The organism is Pseudomonas sp. GM33 (assembly GCF_000282295.1).
Taxonomy (GTDB): Bacteria; Pseudomonadota; Gammaproteobacteria; order Pseudomonadales; family Pseudomonadaceae; genus Aquipseudomonas; species Aquipseudomonas laurylsulfatiphila.
This window is the reverse complement of record NZ_AKJO01000007.1, coordinates 1-18,754: the sequence shown is the minus strand read 5'-3', so window position 1 is coordinate 18,754 and position 18,754 is coordinate 1. Positions and strand designations below refer to the sequence as shown.

Genomic DNA, 18,754 nt, shown 5'->3' with positions numbered 1-18,754 from the left:
TGGCGGGGGAGCCATGACTGGAACCTCACCGGCGATCTGTCGCGTCCTTACAGCAGCTCGCACCTGATCCACACCTGGGCCGATCTGGCAGGCCTGAGCTTCGACGAACTCGATCGCAGCAAGAGTGTGGTCAGCGACAGTTTCAAGGCCCGGCCATTGATGATCGGCAACCCCTATGAGCGTGAGCAGCGCGCGTTGATCGATTTCAGCCTGATGAAGCCGAAAACGTCACCCGCAGTCGTTCAGCAGTAATCCTTTCAGGGGCCGGTTCCGGCCCCTTTTTCATGGCAAGGCCAGCGGTGAAATCCATTCCCATTTAAGCGAATCGGCGGATAATGCCATTTCGACACTGCTTCATTGATTCATGGACGAAAGGCATCCGACAACTTTAGTGGGAGGCATACCATGAAACGCACCGCCGTGATCCTCGCCGGCCTGATGGCGCTGGGTTCGACCAGCGCATTCGCCGAAGGTGGAGCCGAACGCATGCGCTATTACTTCGAAAGTCTGCGACTGGCCCAGCAAGCAGCCCTCGGCCATCCGATCCCGAGCATCGGACTACGGGTGCCTGACGATCAAACCGCACAAATGACAGAAACCTACAGACCGAAATGATCCTCTGACTGCGGCTCTACCGTCGCAGAAGAACGTTTGGGCGTCCTGATGGACGCCCTTTTTTTGGGGTCTTCACGCATTCCCGGGACACTGACACTGTAGGAGCCAGCCTGCTGGCGATGGACTCAAGCGCGCCGCGTTCATCCAGTTCACCCGCGTCATCGTTAACGACCATCGCTGGCAAGCCAGCTCCTACGCCGACCGCGTACCCCCGCGATCAAAGCGCGTACACCAATCCCGTAGGAGCTGCCGAAGGCTGCGATCTTTTGACGTTTAAAGATCAAAAGATCGCAGGCTGCGCCAGCTCCTACAGGGAAGCCGCGCCCACGCGGAAAGTGAAAAACCCAAAAAACGTTCTGTCGAGTTAGAGGTTCTTGGTCCAGAACAGCATGCGTCCATGGGCCGGGTCGAACATGCCGGCGGCGAAACCCGCTTTTTCGTACGAGCCCTGCGCCACGGCATTGCCTTCCAGCACTTCCAGGGTGAGCTTGCAGCAACCACGCTGACGGGCGATGTCCTCGACCTTTTGCAGCATCCTCTGGCTCAAGCCCAGGCCGCGAAATTTTTTCACCACCGACACGTCGTGCACATTGACCAACGGCCGGCAGGCAAAGGTCGAGAAGCCCTCGAAGCAATTGATCAGCCCCGCCGGCTCGCCCCCGACAAAAGCCAGCACACTGAAAGCGTGGGGACGCCTGGCAAGCTCTGCCGGGAGTTGCTCCAGGACATGGGCCGGCAACGGCTGGCCGCCCCCCATCGGGTCCTCGGCGTAGTGGTTCAACACCAGACAAATAGCCTCGGCATGCACCGGATTGGTGTAGCTGGCCTGAAGCACAAGAATTTCTGCGGAGTCCATTTCCATCCTCGATCACACATGAAGTAGCCCCCAGCCTGTATTTCACGCTGAAGTGCCGACGGCACCATAGCGCGAGCACCCGGGTATCGACAATCACCACCGCGCAATTCTTTGGCGCTCAAGCGCCCCAGATCAACGCTTCCGTCCACCCCAGCTCGGCAAAATCCTCGGCCCGCAAGTGCGACTCGCCGGCGCAGAAAAACTCGTCGAGTTGCGGTGGCTTGACCGAGGTGCCGCTGAGCATGGCGTGAACCTGACCGCGATGATGGATCTGGTGTTCGAACAAATGGGACAGCAGGCGCAAACGGCTGTCGTGTTGGGGCGTATCGCGGGCGATGGTCACGATTTTGCCGAGGCTGGCGTCACGCAACTGCTCGCAGTAAGCGATCAGTCGACGGTCGACATGGGCCTGCTCACGAACGAGGTCCGCCGCAATGAGGCAGGGTTCGTCTTCCTTGAAAAACACCCGGCAATCGGGATGCGGATCGTCGCCGCGTATTTCGCGCTCCAGCGCATCCACATAAAACCAGTCGCAGGTGAGGATGTGGTTGAGGGTCGCGCGGATGCTGGGGAAGAAGCTGACCCGCGCGGCGATCAACTCCAGTGGGCTCAACTGCCTCCAGGCCTTGGCCAGTCGGTGGTTGGCCCAGGCGTTCTGATAAGCCATGGTCAGCAGGTGATGCGACAGGGGCTGATTCATGTGTGCTGCTCCCGATCAGACTTCGGCAAACCGTTGCAACTGCATTTCCTGCAATCGACTGAGGGTGCGACGGAACGGGAATTCCAGATAACCCTCGGTATAAAGCGCTGCCATCGGCACTTGCGCCTCAAGGTACAGCGGCACCTTGCGGTCGTAGCACTCGTCCACCAGTGCGATGAAACGTCTTACGCCGTCGTCATGCACCGACAACTGCGGCAGCTCGCGGTCCCCCGCTTCCACCCGCTCGGCACCGTCCTCGGTACCGCGGGCGATGCGTCCGGCACGTTTTTGTGCGCTGAGGTTGGGTACGTCCCCCAACAGAATAGCGCCGTAGGTATCGCACAGGGCGATGAAATCCATGGCCGCGAAGGGTTGCTCGCACAGCGCGGCATAGCGGGTCCAGAGCACAGTCGGGCTGGCCTTGACCACCTCCAGCGAGCGGTAACCGACCGGGACCGCTTCGCTCGATGCCGGCTGGCCGGCGCTCAACGTCTGGAACACCTCACCCAAAGCACCGGGCGTGCCCGGCTCAGACACCCAATAGCGCTGGGAAGCGGCCCCCGGATGCAGGCGATGGTCTTCCCCGCCATCCACCGCGATCACCTGCATGTGTTGCTTGATCGCGGCGATGGCGGGCATGAAACGGTCACGATTGAAGCCGTCGGCGTACAACTGGTCCGGCGGCAGGTTGGAGGTGCAGACCACCACGACGCCCTGCTCGAACATCACCTGGAACAGGCGCCCGAGAATGATCGCGTCGCCGATGTCATTGACGAACAACTCGTCGAAACACAGCACGCGCACTGCTTCGGACAACTCACGGGCCAACGCCTTGAGCGGGTCGGCGGTGCCGGTCAGTTGAAACGAACGCTGGTGCACCCAGCCCATGAAGTGGTGAAAGTGCTGGCGCCGCGCCGGTACTCGCAGGCTTTGGTAGAACTGATCCATCAACCAGGTCTTACCCCGCCCCACCGGCCCCCACAGGTACACGCCGGAAACGGGTGAGCGGCCTTCATGCAGCGCTTCGTGGCATTTTTGCAGCGCCCACACGGCATGCTCCTGGGCCTCGTCCTGGACGAAGCCCTTTTGTTCGATCGCGTGCTGCCAGGCGCTTAAGGGGGATTCGATAGTCATGGGCGGCAGTATGCCATTGCGCATTGATGACGTGACCGGCGATCGGCGGTTTTGTGCAGGAAAGAAATGCACCTTGACGATTTAAATGATTGGCATCATATTTTATACATGTCATGCATCATTTATAAATCCTGCCGCCATCCCTCTGGAGTTATCCCATGCATTACAAAGTTTTCGGTCGTAAAACCGGCTTGCGAGTGTCCGAGCTGGCCCTGGGCGCCGGTAATTTCGGTACCGGCTGGGGCCATGGCGCCGAGCGCGACGAAGCCAGGCGCATTTTTGATGGCTACCTGGAAGCCGGCGGCAACTTCATCGACACCGCCAATGGCTACCAGGGCGGGCAGTCCGAGGCCATGCTCAGCGAATTCATCAATGCCGAACGGGATAGCCTGGTCATCGCCACCAAATACACCCTGGGGACTACACCGGCGGCCGGTATTTCCCACACCGGCAATAGCCGCAAGAACATGGTGCGCGCCGTCGAAGAGAGCCTCAAACGACTGAAGACCGATCACATCGACCTGTTCTGGGCCCACATGAGCGACGGCGTCACCCCCATGGAAGAGATCCTGCGCGGTTTCGACGACCTGGTCAGTGCCGGCAAGATTCACTATGCCGGGCTGTCGAACTTCCCCGCGTGGCGCATCGCCCGCGCCGACCTGCTGGCTGAAGTCCGAGGTTTTACGCCGATTGCTGCGATCCAGGTCGAGTACAGCCTCGCCGAACGCACCGCCGAGCGCGAACAACTGCCGATGGCCGAAGCCCTTGGCTTGGCCGCGACGCTGTGGTCGCCCCTGGGTGGCGGCTTCCTGACCGGCAAGTATCGCAACAGCGAAGGCGACAACCGCGCGAACAAGCTCGGCGTGCTGATTCATGCTGAAAAAAGCGCCCGCGAAACCGCTCTGCTCGACACCTTGATCGACGTCGCCACAGAGCTCGACGCCAGCCCGACCCACGTGGCCATTGCCTGGCTGCGGGAAAAGGCCAAACGCTCGACCACGGCGCTGATTCCGATCCTCGGGTCGCGGACTCGTGAACAGCTGGACGCCACGTTGGGGGCGCTGGATGTGCGGTTGAGTGCTGAGCAAATGGCGCGACTGGACGGCGTCAGTGAAGTAGCCAAAGGCGTGCCGCACGAATCCATTGCCGGTTCGTTCGCGCGGTTCAGTGGTGGTCAGGTCCTTGACTCGCCAATCTTTCCAGTGGCCTGACACCTATCAAAAGTGTGGGAGCGGGCTTGCTCTCGAAGGCGTCTAGTCAGTCGACATTATTGTTGACTGACACACCGCTTTCGCGGGCAAGCCCGCTCCCACAGGGAAATGTGTTTTACCGATCGACCTTATGCCTGGCCGCATACAGACACAACATCTCCATCGCCAATGTCGCCGCCGCCAGTGAGGTGATCTCCGCACTGTCATAGGCCGGCGCCACTTCCACCACGTCCATGCCCACCAGATTGATCCCGCGCAGGCCGCCGAGGATCTCCAGCGCCTGCACCGTGCTCAGGCCGCCGCACACCGGTGTTCCGGTACCCGGAGCGAATGCCGGATCGAGGCAGTCGATGTCGAAGGTCAGGTACACCGGGTTATCGCCGACCCGCGCGCGAATCGCCTCGACAATCGCTTCGCAGCCACGGCGATGCACCTGTCGCGCATCCAGCACTTGAAAGCCCTGGTGATCATCGTTGGTGGTGCGCAAGCCGATTTGCACCGACCTCGACGGGTCGACCAGCCCCTCCCTGGCCGCGTGCCAGAACATGGTGCCGTGGTCGATACGCTTGCCCTCTTCGTCCGGCCAGGTGTCGCTGTGGGCGTCGAAGTGGATCAGCGACAATGCCCCGTGTTTACGGGCATGGGCCTTGAGCAGCGGATAGGTGATGAAATGGTCGCCGCCAAAGGTCAGCATGGCCGTGCCGGCGTTGAGGATGTGCTCGGCGTGGGCCTCGATGCACTCCGGCGTCGATTGCGGCGAACCGTAATCGAAATTGCAATCGCCGAAATCGATCACCGCCAGATGGTCAAACGGATCGAAGGCCCACGGCCAGTGCCGTTCCCAGGCGATCCCGGCGGAGGCGGCGCGAATGCCCCGTGGTCCGAAGCGTGCGCCGGGGCGGTTGCTGGTGGCGGTGTCGAAGGGTACACCGCTGACCGCCACGTCGACCCCGCGCAAGTCACGGCTGTAGCGGCGACGCATGAAACTGGTGATGCCGGCGTAGGTACTTTCGGCGGCCGTGCCATAGAGGCTGTCACGGGTAAGGGCTTGATCGTTCTGCATCGGGACGTCCATTGAAGGCTCCTTTTTTGTTATTGGCGACTACGGAAAGTGGTCCACAGGCGGGTTCGCTGACGCAGGTCCTTGAGGTTCATGCTGCGGTCGGCGTACAGCCGCTCGCGCACATCGGCCAACGGATAGATGTCCGGGTCGGTGCGCACCGCTTCATCCACCAGCGGCGTGGCGGCCTGGTTCGCCGTGGCGAAGAACAGGGTATTGGTCAGCGCCGCCACGGACTCGGGGCGCAACATGAACTCGATAAAGGCACGGGCGGCTTCGGGGTGCGGCGCATCCTTGGGAATCGCCAGGTTGTCCTGCCAGACGAGGGTGCCCTCCCTGGGAATCCGGTAGGCAATTTCATAGGGTTTGTTGGCCTTGCGCGCCTGGTCGGCAGCCATGCTCGCGTCACCGTTGTAGGTCAACGCCAAACACACGCTGCCATTGGCCAGGTCGCTGATCTGCCGCCCGGTGGCGACGTACAGCACGTTCGGCTGCAGCTGACGCAACAACGCCTCGGCGGCTGACAGATCGTTCTTGTCGGTGCTGTAGGGATCTTTACCCAGGTAATGCAGAGCGAGCCCGATCACCTCCTGGGGCGAATCGAGAATGGCGATGCCGCAATCCTTCAACTTGCTCGCGTACTCGGGTTTGAACAGCAGATCCAGGCTGTTGAGCGGTACGTCCGGCAAGCGCTGTTTGAGCGCCTCGACATTCATGCCCAAACCCAGGGTGCCCCAGGTATAAGGCACGCCGTAGCGGTTGCCGGGATCGACGGCGGCGAGCTTTTCCAGCAAATCCGGATCGAGGTTGGCGTAACCCTTGAGGCCTTCGTGGGGAATCGGTTTCAACGCGCCGGCGGCAAGCCCCCGGGCCAGCACGCTGGAGGACGGCACCACCACGTCATAACCGCTGCCGCCAGTGAGCAATTTGGTCTCCAGCACTTCCGAAGAGTCAAAGGTGTCGTAGCGCACATGGATGCCGGTTTCCTGCTCGAACCGTTGCAGGGTTTCGGGGGCGACGTAATCGGCCCAACTGTACAGATTGACCACCTTGTCCTCGGCCTGGGCCGATGCGGCCATGGCAAGGAATAACGCGGGTAAACACAGCTTGAACATGGGAGCCATGACGAACACCTGACCAGAGGAAGTGGTTGCAGGATGCGTCGTCGGATACATTGATGAAATATCAAGTTAATTAACCTGACTTTATGACGGAGTAATGTTTGATGCTCGGCCAACTGCATGATCTGGACCTGCACCTGTTGCGTCTGTTTGTCAGCGTGGTGGAGTGCGGCGGTTTCAGCGCCGCCCAGGGCCAACTGGGGTTGAGTCAGTCGAGCATCAGCCAGCAAATGGCCAAGCTGGAAACCCGCCTCGGCTATCGGCTGTGCAGTCGCGGTAAAGGCGGGTTCAGGATCACGCCCAAGGGCGAGCAACTCCTCAGCGCCACCCGTGGCTTGTTCGAGTCCATCGAAGCCTTCCGCCATCAATCCAACGGCGTCGCCGGGCGCTTGATCGGCGAAGTGCGCCTTGGCCTGTCCGAGGCGCTGGATCAGTCGGTGCTGCAGCGGGTGGCCGAGGCGATCCGGCGCTTTCGTGAACGGGACGAGTCGGTGCGCATCGAGCTGATCAGCGCCATGCCCGGCGAGATGGAGCGCTTGCTGCTGCAACAGCGGCTGGACCTGGCCATCGGCTATTTCTCGCAGGTGCAAAGCGCGTTTGACTACCGCGAACTGTTCATTGAAACCCAGCACCTGTATTGCGCCCCCGGCCATCCGCTGTTCACCCACGCGAACCCGGGCGATCAGGACCTGCAAGCCTGCGACCGGGTCGGTCACCCCTACCGTTTCCTGCGCAGTGACGAGCCCTTTCAGGGCGAGCGGTGTTCGGCCCGTTCGGAACAGGTCGAAGGCACCCTCGCCTTCATCCTGTCCGGCAAGCATATCGGTTATCTGCCCAGCCACTTTGCCCGCACCTGGGAAGACAAGGGATTGCTGCGGTCGGTGCGCAGCGACATGAGTTTCGACGTCGCATTTCACCTGGCCCGGCACCGGGCGCAGGTGGCCGGGGATGCGCAGAAGGCCTTCGAAGAGGATCTGCTCGCGGCGTTTGCCTGAATGCGCCGTGGTCTACGCTGTAACAATGCCGGACATCTACATGCAAAAATGCACAGATAACCTGCACTTATCCGACTTGTACACGGCAAATTTGCACTGATACGATCCGCCATCGCTCGCGCGCGAGCATCTCGATAAAGAACAATAAAAGCAGGGAGTTAGTGATGACTGCTCAGGTTACATCGAAGGGGACGCTGTCCATGGATGCCATGCAAAACGAAGTGCTGGCCGAGGTTCGCAACCACATCGGTCACCTGACCCTCAACCGCCCCGCCGGCCTCAATGCCCTGACCCTGGACATGGTGCGCAACCTGCACCGCCAGCTCGACGCCTGGGCCCACGACCCGCACGTGCATGCGGTGGTCCTGCGCGGTGCCGGCGAAAAAGCCTTCTGCGCCGGCGGCGATATTCGTTCGCTGCATGACAGCTTCAAAAGCGGCGACACCCTGCACGAAGATTTCTTCGTCGAGGAATACGCCCTCGACCTGGCGATCCACCATTACCGCAAACCGGTGCTGGCGCTGATGGACGGTTTTGTCCTCGGCGGCGGCATGGGCCTGGTGCAAGGCGCAGACTTGCGCGTGGTCACCGAAAAAAGCCGTCTGGCGATGCCGGAAGTCGGCATCGGCTATTTCCCGGACGTCGGCGGCAGTTATTTCCTGCCGCGCATTCCCGGTGAACTGGGGATTTACCTGGGCGTCAGCGGCGTACAGATTCGTGCCGCCGATGCGCTGTATTGCGGCCTGGCCGACTGGTACCTCGAAAGCGACAAACTGGGCACCCTGGACGAAAAACTCGACCAGCTCGAATGGCACGACACACCACTCAAGGATCTGCAAAGCCTGCTGGCAACACTCGCCGTGCAGCAACTGCCCGACGCGCCGTTGAGTGCGTTGCGTCCGGCCATCGACCACTTCTTCGCCCAACCCGACGTGCCGAGTATTGTGGAGCAACTGCGCCAGGTCACGGTCGCCGACAGCCATGCGTGGGCCGTCACCACCGCCGACCTGCTGGAAACCCGTTCGCCGCTGGCCATGGGCGTCACCCTGGAAATGCTCCGTCGCGGACGCGAGCTGCCCCTTGAACAATGTTTCGCCCTTGAGCTGCACCTGGACCGCCAGTGGTTCGAGCGCGGCGACCTGATCGAAGGCGTGCGCGCCTTGCTGATCGACAAAGACAAGACACCACGCTGGAATCCGCCCACTCTTCAGGCGCTGGACGCCGAACACGTGGCGAGCTTCTTCAGCGGGTTTGACCGGAACGAGGGCTGAACCATGCACGATATCGAATTGAGCGAAGAGCAAGTGATGATCCGCGACATGGCCCGGGATTTTGCCCGTGGCGAAATCGCGCCCCATGCCCAGGCCTGGGAAAAGGCCGGCTGGATCGATGACGGCCTGGTGGCGAAGATGGGTGAGCTGGGCCTGCTGGGCATGGTGGTCCCCGAGGAATGGGGCGGCACCTATGTCGACTACGTGGCCTATGCGCTGGCGGTAGAGGAGATTTCCGCCGGCGACGGCGCGACCGGCGCCTTCATGAGCATCCACAACTCCGTGGGCTGCGGGCCGGTGCTCAACTACGGCAGCGAAGAACAGAAACAGACCTGGCTGGCGGACTTGGCCAGCGGAAAGGTCATCGGCTGCTTCTGCCTGACCGAACCCCAGGCCGGTTCCGAAGCGCACAACCTGCGCACCCGCGCCGAACTGCGCGACGGCCAATGGGTGATCAACGGTGCGAAGCAATTCGTCAGCAACGGCAAGCGCGCCAAGCTGGCGATTGTATTTGCCGTGACCGATCCGGACTTGGGCAAACGCGGCATCTCGGCGTTCCTGGTGCCGACCGATACCGCCGGTTTTATCGTTGACCGCACTGAACACAAAATGGGTATCCGCGCGTCCGACACCTGTGCCGTCACCCTGAACAACTGCACCATCCCCGAAGCCAACCTGCTGGGTGAACGCGGCAAAGGCCTGGCCATCGCCCTGTCCAACCTCGAAGGCGGCCGTATCGGCATCGCCGCCCAGGCGCTGGGCATCGCCCGCGCGGCGTTCGAAGCGGCACTGGCCTATTCCCGTGACCGGGTGCAGTTTGGCAAGACGATCAATGAGCACCAGAGCATCGCCAACCTGCTGGCCGACATGCACATGCAGCTGAACGCCGCACGCTTGATGATCCTGCACGCTGCGCGCCTGCGCACGGCCGGAAAACCCTGCCTGTCGGAGGCGTCACAGGCCAAGCTGTTTGCGTCGGAAATGGCGGAAAAGGTCTGCTCGTCCGCGATTCAGATTCATGGCGGGTACGGGTATCTGGAAGACTATCCGGTAGAGAAGTACTACCGCGATGCGCGGATCACGCAGATCTACGAAGGCTCGAGCGAGATTCAGCGGATGGTGATTGCCCGCGAACTGAAAAACTATCTGGTTTGACTCGGTAAAAATCAAAAGCTTCGCGAGCAAGCCCGCTCCCACATTGGATCCCGGCGTTTATGAGATCCCTTTGTGGGAGCGGGCTTGCTCGCGAAGGCGTCAGCAAAGACGCGGCATTACTTACCGACGAACTCCGCCTCACGCTTGGCAATGAACGCCGCCATGCCTTCCTTCTGATCCTGCGTCGCAAACGCCGCATGGAACACCCGACGCTCAAAACGCACGCCTTCGGCCAGGCTCACTTCAAAGGCACGGTTGACGCTTTCCTTGACCATCATCGCAATCGGCAGCGATTTCTTGGCGATCAATGCCGCGACTTTCAGCGCTTCGTCCAGCAGTTCGTCGCTTGGCACGATCCGCGCCACGATGCCGCAACGCTCCGCTTCCACGGCATCGATCAAACGCCCGCTCAGGCACATTTCCATGGCCTTGGCCTTGCCCACGGCGCGGGTCAGGCGTTGGGTGCCGCCCATGCCCGGCAACACGCCCAGGTTGATTTCCGGCTGGCCGAATCTGGCGTTGTCGCCGGCCAGAATGAAGTCGCACATCAGCGCCAGCTCACAACCGCCACCCAGGGCAAAACCGTTGACCGCCGCGATGATCGGCTTGCGGCGGTTGGCGACGCGGTCGCTGTCGCTGAACAGATCGTCGAGGTAGATCTGCGGGTAGGTCAGCTCGGCCATTTCCTTGATGTCGGCACCCGCGGCAAATGCTTTTTTCGAACCGGTCAGGACGATACAGCCGATGTTCGCATCCGCCTCGAAACCATCAAGGGCCTGGTTCAGCTCGCTGACGATCTGCGCGTTCAACGCGTTCAACGCCTGAGGGCGGTTGAGGGTGATCAGGCCAACGCGGCCGTGGGTTTCCAGCAAAATCGTTTCGTAGCTCATAAACAACTCCTGTTTCACATAAGGCCAGCTCCTACAGAGGGCCTGCTTTTTTATAGGTTGCGCGAGATGACCATGCGCTGAATGTCGCTGGTGCCTTCGTAGATCTGACACACCCGCACGTCGCGGTAGATTCGTTCCAGCGGGAAGTCGTTGAGGTAACCATATCCGCCGAGGGTTTGCAGCGCCGAGGAGCATACCTTCTCGGCCATTTCCGAGGCGAACAACTTGGCCATCGATGCCTCGACCAGGGCCGGCTTGCCACTGTCGCGCAGGGCGGCGGCGTAGTGCACCATTTGCCGCGCCACGGCGATCTGGGTGGCCATGTCCGCCAGGCGGAACGCTACGGCCTGATGCTCGATGATCGGTTTGCCGAAGCTCTCGCGCTCACGGGCGTAGTCGCGAGCCGCTTCAAACGCGGCGCGGGCCATGCCCACCGATTGTGAAGCGATGCCGACGCGGCCGCCTTCCAGGTTGGCCAGGGCGATCCTGTAGCCTTCGCCCTCCTCGCCCAAACGGTTGGCCACCGGCACCTTCACGTCTTCGAAGAGGATCTGGCAGGTGTCGGAGGCGTGCTGACCGAGCTTGTCCTCGACTCGCGCGACTTTATAGCCCGGCGAATCGGTCGGTACGATAAACGCGCTGATGCCACGCTTGCCCGCGTTCGGGTCGGTCACCGCAAACACGATCACCACCCCGGCATTCTGCCCGGAGGTGATGAACTGCTTGCAGCCGTTGAGCACGTAGTGATCGCCTTCCAGGCGCGCACGGGTTTTCAGGCCGCTGGCGTCGGAACCGGCCTGGGGCTCGGTCAGGGCGAAAGCGCCGAGCATCGCGCCGCTGGCCAACGGTTTGAGGAAACGCTCCTTCTGCTCGTCGTTGCCGTAGTGGAGAATCGGCACACAACCCACGGAGTTGTGCACGCTCATGATGGTCGAACAGGCGCCATCGCCGGCGGCGATTTCTTCCAACGCCATGGCGTAGGCCAGGTAACCGGTGTCGCACCCGCCCCACTGCTCCGGCACCAACATGCCGAAGAAGCCCAAACCGGCCATTTCGCCGATGGCTTCCTTGGGGAAGCGGTGTTCGCGGTCCCACTCGGCGGCGAAGGGTTTGAGCCGTTCCTGGGCAAAATCCCGGGCCATGTCGCGGATTTGTTGTTGGTCGTCATTGGGGATCATGGTGAATCCTTGAATCAGGTTACAACGCAGCCCCCTGTGGGAGCGGGCTTGCTCGCGAAGAGGCCGTGTCAGTCGACATCATCGTCGGATGACACACCGCTTTCGCGGGCAAGCCCGCTCCCACATGGGATAGCGTCAGGTTCAGTACAGGCATTCCACGGCCATTGCCGTTGCTTCACCGCCACCGATGCAGATCGCCGCGACACCGCGTTTCAGGCCTTTCTGGCGCAGGGCCGACAGCAAGGTCACGAGAATCCGCGCACCGGACGCCCCGATCGGGTGGCCCAAGGCACACGCGCCGCCGTGGACGTTGAGTTTCTCGTGGGGGATTTCCAGGTGAGTCATCGCGGCCATGCCGACCACGGCGAAGGCTTCGTTGACTTCCACCAGATCGACGTCATTGATCGACCAGCCGGTTTTATTCATCAGCTTCTTGATCGCGCCAATCGGCGCCACCGGGAACAGGCCCGGGGTATCGGCGAACGCGGCGTGGCCATGGATCACCGCCAACGGCTTCAGGCCTTGTTTCTGTGCCTGGGACTGGCGCATCAGCACCAATGCCGCCGCACCGTCGGAAATCGAACTGGAGTTGGCCGCCGTCACCGTGCCGCCTTCGCGGAACGCCGGTTTCAACGAAGCGATCTTGTCCAGTTTGGCTTTTGGCGGCTGCTCGTCGTTGCTGATCACCACTTGCTCTTTGCCGACTGTCACGGTGAGCGGGACAATTTCGGCCTTGAAGCTGCCGTCCTTGATCGCCTGTTGCGCGCGGGTGGTCGAGGCGATGGCGAACGCGTCCTGGGCCTCACGGCTGAAGCTGTTGGTTTCGGCGCAGTCTTCGGCGAAGGTGCCCATCAGGCGGCCCTTGTCGTAGGCGTCTTCGAGGCCGTCCAGGAACATCGAGTCCTGCACCCGACCATGGCCCATGCGGTAGCCGGCACGGGCGCGGTCCAGCAGGTAAGGCGCGTTGGACATGCTTTCCATGCCACCGGCGACCACCACGTCGGCACTGCCGGCCACCAGCATGTCGTGGGCCAGAATCGCCGCCTCCATGCCCGAACCGCACATCTTGTTCAGGGTGGTGCAGCGGGTCGATTTATCCAGCCCGGCACCCAGTGCCGCCTGGCGCGCAGGGGCCTGGCCAAGGCCAGCCGGCAGTACGCAACCGAACAGCACTTCGTCGATGCCGTCACTGGAAACGCCGGCACGTTCAACGGCGGCTTTGATCGCGGCAGCACCCAGTTGCGGTGCGGTCAGGCTTTTCAGTTCGCCCTGGAACCCACCCATGGGGGTGCGGACGGCGCTGACGATTACAATCGGATCGTTGGACAGTGTCATGACAAATCCTCCTTATTTGGCGGCCATGCGCAAGGCACCGTCGAGACGGATCACCTCGCCGTTGAGCATGCTGTTTTCAATAATATGCTTCACCAGCCCGGCATACTCACCCGGTTTGCCCAAACGCGGCGGGAATGGCACGCCAGCGGCCAGGGAATCGCGAACTTCCTGGGTCATGCCGGCCATCATCGGCGTCTCGAAAATGCCTGGGGCGATGGTCATCACGCGGATGCCGAAGCGCGCCAGTTCACGGGCCGCCGGCAACGTCAGGCTGACGATGGCACCTTTGGACGCCGAGTAAGCCGCCTGACCGATCTGACCGTCGTATGCCGCGGCAGACGCGGTGTTGATGATCACGCCGCGCTCGCCATCGGCATCCGCTTCGGTTTGCGCAATCGCCGCTGCCGCCAGGCGCAGCATGTTGAAGCTGCCGATCAGGTTGACGTTGATCACCTGGCTGAAACTGGACAGCAAGTGCGGACCGTTCTTGCCGAGAATCTTCTCGCCACGCACGATGCCGGCGCAATTGACCAGGCCATTGAGGCCGCCAAAGGCTTCGACCGTCGCCTGCACAGCCGCTTCGGCCGCCGCTTCGTTGCTGATGTCCGCCACCACACTGTGCGCGCCAAGGCGCTGGGCCTGGGCGGCAACGGCCTCGGCGTTCATGTCCACCAGCATCACTTTCGCGCCAGCGGCGACCAGTACCTCGGCCGTCGCTGCACCGAGGCCGGAAGCGCCACCGGTGACGATAAAAATCTTGTTCTCGATCTGCATCATTGTTTCCCTTTCAAGCTGGAAGGTTCTTCGCCGCAGCCTCTTGAGCCTTGGCGATTTCCTGGTTGCGCAAGATAAAGCGCTGCAATTTGCCGCTTGGGGTTTTCGGCAACTCGCTGACAAATTCGATTTCACGGGGATAGGAGTGCGCCGCCAGACGCTTGCGCACGTGCTGGCGCAGCTCTTCGGCCAACGCAGGTTCTGCGCGGTATTGCGGGCTGAGCACGACGAACGCCTTGACCAGTTCGGTACGCTCCGGATCGGGTTTGCCGACCACGGCGGCCTCGACCACGGCCGGGTGTTCGATCAGCGCACTTTCCACGTCGAACGGGCCGACCCGGTAGCCGGAGGTGGTGATCACGTCATCGCTGCGACCGACGAAGCTGATGCTGCCGTCCGGGTTCCACTCGACGGTGTCGCCACTCAAGTAGTAGTGGCCGACAAAGGCCTTGGTCGGCCCGCCTTCGTAGCCGGCGAACCAGCACATCGGCGACTGGCTGCGGTCGATGGCCAGGATGCCGGGCTGGCCAACACCCAGTTCCTTGTATTCGTCATCGAGGACCACAATGCGGTGGCCCGGCGAGGCGAAACCGGCGGCGCCCATGTGAATCGGGTGTTCAAGGCCGTGGTGGTTGCACAGCACCATGCCCAGCTCGGTCTGGCCGTAGTGGTCGTGGATGACCACGTCGAGGTTTTCGGCGAACCAGCGGATCACTTCCGGGTTCAGCGGCTCGCCGGCGCTGCTGACGATGCGCAGTTTGCCCTTGATCGATCTGGCGAACTCATCGCCGCCGGCAATCAGCAAACGGTAGGCCGTAGGTGAGCCGGTGAGGTTGGTGATCCCGTACTTGTTGATCACCCGGCAGGTGCTTTCGAGGGTGAACGGGCCATCGTAAAAGGTGATCGGATGCCCCATCGACAGGGGCCCGGTGACACCGTAGTAGATGCCGTAGGCCCAACCCGGATCGGCGACGTTCCAGAAGGCGTCTTCAGGGCGCAGGTCAACCGCGTCGCGGATGTAGCTCTGGAACGCAACGATGGCCTTGAGCGGCACAGGCAGCGCTTTCGACGGGCCGGTGGTGCCCGAGGTGAACATCAGCAGGAACGGGTCTTCGCCGGTCAGCAGCACGGGCTCGCAATCGGAGGAATAGTTGGCCAGTTCGGCCCAGAAACTGCTATCGCCACGCATCAGGCCCTGCCCTTTGGGGCCAGTGACAGTAACGATGCTCGGGCAGTCGGGGACTTCGGCGAGTTTTGACCGGTTCATCGCATCGGTCACCACCACTTTGGCACCAGAGCAGCTCAGGCGGTGCTCGATGGCTTTGGGGCCGAACGCGGTGAATAGCGGTTGATACACCGCGCCAATGCGCCAGGTGGCAAACACGGTGATCAGCAATTCGATGTTGCGTGGCAGCAGGCCGGCGACCTTGTCGCCCTTCTTCACGCCCTGGGCCAGCAGGTAATTGGCGAAACGCGCGGCCTTGTCCTGCAAATCAGTGAAGGTGTAGCTCGCACTGGCGCCGTCGCGTCCCTCCCAGAACAGCGCGATGCGACCCGGCAAGGCATGCCGGTCACAGCATTCGACGCAGGCGTTGAGCGCCGTCAGATCGCCTGCGAGTGCAGCGTCGACGGTGTGCTGATAGTTGAACTGATCTGTAGCAGACAAGTAATCGCGCATTGCCAGAATCCCTGTGTTTCTTATTAGGTTGGGGGGAACCGTAATCAACAGGGAAATACTCGCTCTGCCAGGGGTAGCGGGCAATGGTCAAAGTTATCAAGTTGCCTGACTGGTTTGGCCAAAGCCCTCAGGTATCAGGAAGTGAAGCGCACCCCCGGTTTAGCGCGCTCGTCCACGGTCAGCTCGAACACATCCGGGCGAGCGTAGTGACCGACCACGTCATAGTCGTAGCGGGCGCGCACCAGGTCGTCAGTGTCGATCTGCGCGGTCAGCAGACCGGGGCCATCTCGCAACGGTCCGGCGAGGATGTCGCCCATGGGCCCTACGATCACGCTGCCGCCGGCGATCAACGGCCGATCCGCCGGCCAGTTGGCGATGTCCAGGCCCAGGGCCTGGGGCGACGCCTGGACCTGACAGGCGCTGACCACGAAACAACGCCCTTCATGAGCGATGTGGCGCATGCTGACCTGCCACATCTCCCGTTCGTCCACGGTCGGCGCGCACCACACCTCCACGCCCTTGGCGTACATCGCCGTGCGCAGCAGCGGCATCATGTTTTCCCAGCACACCGCCGCACCGATGCGCCCGACCTGACTGTCGATCACCGGCAGCGTCGAACCATCGCCCTTGCCCCAGATCAGCCGTTCGGTGCCGGTGGGCATCAGCTTGCGGTGTTTGGCCAGCAGCCCGGCCTGCGGATCAAAGTACAAGGCGGTGCAGTACAAGGTGCTGCCGGCGCGTTCGATGACGCCGATCACCAGATTCGCCCCGGTGCGTGCGGACAGGCCGGCCAGCGCCTCGGTTTCCGCGCCGGGCACGTCGATGGCGTTGGCAAAATAGCGGGCAAAGGCTTCACGACCTTGCGCCAGCCGAAAACCAAGCTGTGTGCCAAAACCCTCGCCTTTGGGATAACCACCCAGCAGCGCTTCCGGCATGACCACCAGCGCGGCGCCGGATTCGATGATCGCGTGTTCATAGGACAGGATCTGTTCCAGGGTGTCGGCCTTGCCACCGGGCAAGGCGCCAATCTGCAAGGCCGCAACGATTGATTTGGGCATCACGAAATCTCCATTCGCATCAGGGGTTGCTCATTCTCCGGCGCCACGTGATCATCAATAAAGACCGATTCACTGCTGAATGATATGAACCAAATGAATATCACCAACATCGACCTCAACCTGCTCAAAGTCTTCGAAGCGCTGCACGAAGAGTCCAGCGCCAGCCGTGCCGCCTTGCGCCTGGGCGTGACGCAATCGGCGGTCAGTGCAGCCTTGCGCCGGTTGCGCGAGGTGTATGGCGATCAACTGTTCGTGCGCACCGGGCGCGGCCTGGCGCCCTCGCTCAAGGCCAATCAGCTCAAGCCGGTGGTCAGCGAGGCCCTGAATAAATGCCGGCAGAGCCTGGCGATGGTTGACCCGGCTGCGCAGCAGTACGAAGGCCGCTCGGTCACCGTGGGCATGTCGGACGATTTCGAAATTGCCTACGGCCGACGACTGATCGAGGAAATCGCCCGGAGCGCGCCGAAGTTGCGCCTGATTTTCCGCCAGACTCACAGCCAGATCGTTGCCCAGGCGTTCATGGAACGCAGCATTGACCTGGCGATCACCGCAGGCGGCTTTGCCGAGCGGCTGCTCAGCCGTCAGGTGCTGGGAGAAGGTGGTTATCTGTGCCTGGCGGACCCGTCGAGCCTGGTCGAGGGCCAGCACAGCATCAGTCTTGAGGAGTTTGTGGCCCGCGAGCACATCCTGGTGTCATCTGGCGGTTTTATCGGGATTACCGATGAAGGATTGGCGGCGCTGGGCCTGAGTCGGCGGGTGTGCGCCTCGACCACGCATTTTGCCGCGCTGCCGCATTTGCTCAAGGGCAGCCAGGCCGTGGCGACCATTCCGGCCCATGCCGCCCGAAGCATCGCGACGCTCAGCGGCCTGGCACTGCTGCCCTGCCCCTTGGCCTTGCCGCGCTACCCGATCGAACTGGGCTGGCGCACCAGCACCCAGCTTGACCCGGTCGTGTTGAAAGTGCGCGAGGCGATTGTCGCGAGTTTCGCCTGACAGCCGATGTTATTTGTTGGCCGCCATCAGGCGATTGACTTCACTGCGCACCATGTTGGCGTATTCCGGGGGCGACATGCCGTCCAGTTCGGCGCGCACCCATTCGGCCCACTTGCCTTTGCGCTTGGCCCGTTCACCAAACAACCGTGCGGCCTCGCCCTTGGCTTTGCCCAGGTTGTTTTGCCAGAGTTCGAACAGACGGGATTTCTCGTCTTCAAGCGCAGCGCGCTCGGCGAGGGGTTTGTCGGCCAGATTGAAGCTCATGGGAATTTCCTGCTGCGTAAAATTGGCGACATCTTACACTGTAGGGCGAAATGTCCTGCGCCGGTTTTTTCAGCTAGATGACCTTCCCGGGCAAAATAGCTGCAACTTTTCCGACGACCGCAGACTCCATTGTTCACTGTCCACTTACCCGCAAGGAGTACTTCAATGGCCCGCAAAACCGCCGCGCAAGCTGCCGAAGATCAAATCAAGGATCAAGCGTTCAGCGAACTTCAATCGTTGATCGAAGAGTCGGAAAAACTGCTGAAAAGCAGCGCCTCACTGGTCGGGGAAGAAGCGGACACCCTTCGCGGACAAATCGCCCTGAAACTCCAGCAGGCCAGGGATTCGGTGACCAGCGTGCGCAACCGCACCCTGCCTGCGGTCGAGGCCACTGAAACCTATATCGGCGGGCATCCATGGCAAACCGTGGCGATTTCCGCCGGGTTCGGCCTGGTGGTGGGGTTGC

The 18,754-nt window shown here is 61.8% G+C and carries 19 protein-coding genes and 1 pseudogene; 8 read left to right on the top strand and 12 right to left on the bottom strand.

Going from position 1 to position 18,754, the window contains the following annotated elements:
* Positions 1-252: pseudogene (locus PMI26_RS27995) on the top strand (phosphoethanolamine transferase CptA); the annotation flags it as partial.
* Between the two features lie 153 nt (positions 253-405).
* Positions 406-615 (top strand): hypothetical protein, encoded by a 210-nt coding sequence (locus PMI26_RS28000; RefSeq protein ID WP_007970116.1) that lies wholly within the window; start codon positions 406-408, stop codon positions 613-615.
* Between the two features lie 364 nt (positions 616-979).
* On the opposite strand, the gene PMI26_RS28005 is transcribed toward PMI26_RS28000, so the two are convergent.
* The 3 genes from PMI26_RS28005 to zapE form a co-directional block, all read right to left on the bottom strand.
* A complete protein-coding gene (locus PMI26_RS28005) occupies positions 980-1,471 on the bottom strand; it encodes a GNAT family N-acetyltransferase (protein ID WP_007970114.1) in 492 nt (163 codons plus the stop codon).
* A 118-nt stretch (positions 1,472-1,589) separates the two neighbouring features.
* Entirely contained in the window at positions 1,590-2,171 is a 582-nt protein-coding gene (locus PMI26_RS28010) for a DinB family protein (RefSeq protein ID WP_007970113.1), read from the bottom strand.
* A gap of 15 nt (positions 2,172-2,186) precedes the next feature.
* A complete protein-coding gene (gene zapE / locus PMI26_RS28015) occupies positions 2,187-3,305 on the bottom strand; it encodes a cell division protein ZapE (RefSeq protein ID WP_033047335.1) in 1,119 nt (372 codons plus the stop codon).
* A 158-nt stretch (positions 3,306-3,463) separates the two neighbouring features.
* Here zapE and PMI26_RS28020 point away from each other — a divergent pair, with 158 nt between their 5' ends.
* A complete protein-coding gene (locus PMI26_RS28020) occupies positions 3,464-4,516 on the top strand; it encodes an aldo/keto reductase (protein ID WP_007970109.1) in 1,053 nt (350 codons plus the stop codon).
* Positions 4,517-4,631: 115 nt separating this feature from the next.
* Here the strand turns inward: PMI26_RS28020 and speB are convergent, their stop codons facing one another.
* Both speB and PMI26_RS28030 read right to left on the bottom strand, forming a co-directional pair.
* The gene (gene speB / locus PMI26_RS28025) at positions 4,632-5,591 is read right to left on the bottom strand and encodes an agmatinase (RefSeq protein WP_007970108.1); all 960 of its coding nucleotides are present in this window, start codon (positions 5,589-5,591) and stop codon (positions 4,632-4,634) included.
* Between the two features lie 17 nt (positions 5,592-5,608).
* Entirely contained in the window at positions 5,609-6,700 is a 1,092-nt protein-coding gene (locus PMI26_RS28030; RefSeq protein WP_007970107.1) for a polyamine ABC transporter substrate-binding protein, read from the bottom strand.
* Between the two features lie 101 nt (positions 6,701-6,801).
* Here PMI26_RS28030 and PMI26_RS28035 point away from each other — a divergent pair, with 101 nt between their 5' ends.
* From PMI26_RS28035 to PMI26_RS28045, 3 genes are all read left to right on the top strand, one after another.
* The gene (locus PMI26_RS28035; RefSeq protein ID WP_007970106.1) at positions 6,802-7,692 is read left to right on the top strand and encodes a LysR family transcriptional regulator; all 891 of its coding nucleotides are present in this window, start codon (positions 6,802-6,804) and stop codon (positions 7,690-7,692) included.
* A gap of 164 nt (positions 7,693-7,856) precedes the next feature.
* Positions 7,857-8,963, top strand: a complete 1,107-nt coding sequence (locus PMI26_RS28040) for an enoyl-CoA hydratase/isomerase family protein (RefSeq protein ID WP_007970105.1) — start codon at positions 7,857-7,859, stop codon at positions 8,961-8,963.
* A gap of 3 nt (positions 8,964-8,966) precedes the next feature.
* On the top strand, positions 8,967-10,118 hold the full coding sequence (locus tag PMI26_RS28045; RefSeq protein ID WP_007970104.1) for an acyl-CoA dehydrogenase family protein: 1,152 nt from the start codon (positions 8,967-8,969) through the stop codon (positions 10,116-10,118).
* A 116-nt stretch (positions 10,119-10,234) separates the two neighbouring features.
* Here the strand turns inward: PMI26_RS28045 and PMI26_RS28050 are convergent, their stop codons facing one another.
* The 6 genes from PMI26_RS28050 to PMI26_RS28075 form a co-directional block, all read right to left on the bottom strand.
* Positions 10,235-11,008, bottom strand: a complete 774-nt coding sequence (locus tag PMI26_RS28050) for an enoyl-CoA hydratase (RefSeq protein ID WP_007970103.1) — start codon at positions 11,006-11,008, stop codon at positions 10,235-10,237.
* Between the two features lie 50 nt (positions 11,009-11,058).
* Positions 11,059-12,186 carry an acyl-CoA dehydrogenase gene (locus tag PMI26_RS28055; RefSeq protein ID WP_007970101.1) on the bottom strand — a complete coding sequence of 376 codons (1,128 nt, stop codon included), beginning with the start codon at positions 12,184-12,186 and terminating at the stop codon, positions 11,059-11,061.
* 141 nt (positions 12,187-12,327) lie between these two features.
* Positions 12,328-13,521 (bottom strand): acetyl-CoA C-acyltransferase, encoded by a 1,194-nt coding sequence (locus tag PMI26_RS28060; protein ID WP_007970099.1) that lies wholly within the window; start codon positions 13,519-13,521, stop codon positions 12,328-12,330.
* A 12-nt stretch (positions 13,522-13,533) separates the two neighbouring features.
* Positions 13,534-14,295 (bottom strand): SDR family NAD(P)-dependent oxidoreductase, encoded by a 762-nt coding sequence (locus tag PMI26_RS28065; protein WP_033047337.1) that lies wholly within the window; start codon positions 14,293-14,295, stop codon positions 13,534-13,536.
* Positions 14,296-14,308: 13 nt separating this feature from the next.
* On the bottom strand, positions 14,309-15,973 hold the full coding sequence (locus PMI26_RS28070) for an AMP-binding protein (protein ID WP_007970094.1): 1,665 nt from the start codon (positions 15,971-15,973) through the stop codon (positions 14,309-14,311).
* Positions 15,974-16,107: 134 nt separating this feature from the next.
* On the bottom strand, positions 16,108-17,031 hold the full coding sequence (locus PMI26_RS28075) for a carbon-nitrogen hydrolase family protein (protein ID WP_007970093.1): 924 nt from the start codon (positions 17,029-17,031) through the stop codon (positions 16,108-16,110).
* Positions 17,032-17,115: 84 nt separating this feature from the next.
* Between PMI26_RS28075 and PMI26_RS28080 the strand changes: the two genes are divergently transcribed.
* Positions 17,116-18,024, top strand: a complete 909-nt coding sequence (locus PMI26_RS28080; protein WP_007970092.1) for a LysR family transcriptional regulator — start codon at positions 17,116-17,118, stop codon at positions 18,022-18,024.
* 9 nt (positions 18,025-18,033) lie between these two features.
* Here PMI26_RS28080 and PMI26_RS28085 read toward each other — a convergent pair whose 3' ends face one another.
* A complete protein-coding gene (locus PMI26_RS28085; protein WP_007970091.1) occupies positions 18,034-18,288 on the bottom strand; it encodes a hypothetical protein in 255 nt (84 codons plus the stop codon).
* 165 nt (positions 18,289-18,453) lie between these two features.
* On the opposite strand from PMI26_RS28085, the gene PMI26_RS28090 reads away from it, so the two are divergent.
* The coding region (locus PMI26_RS28090) for a DUF883 family protein (RefSeq protein WP_007970090.1) at positions 18,454-18,754 on the top strand (301 nt) is incomplete at its 3' end.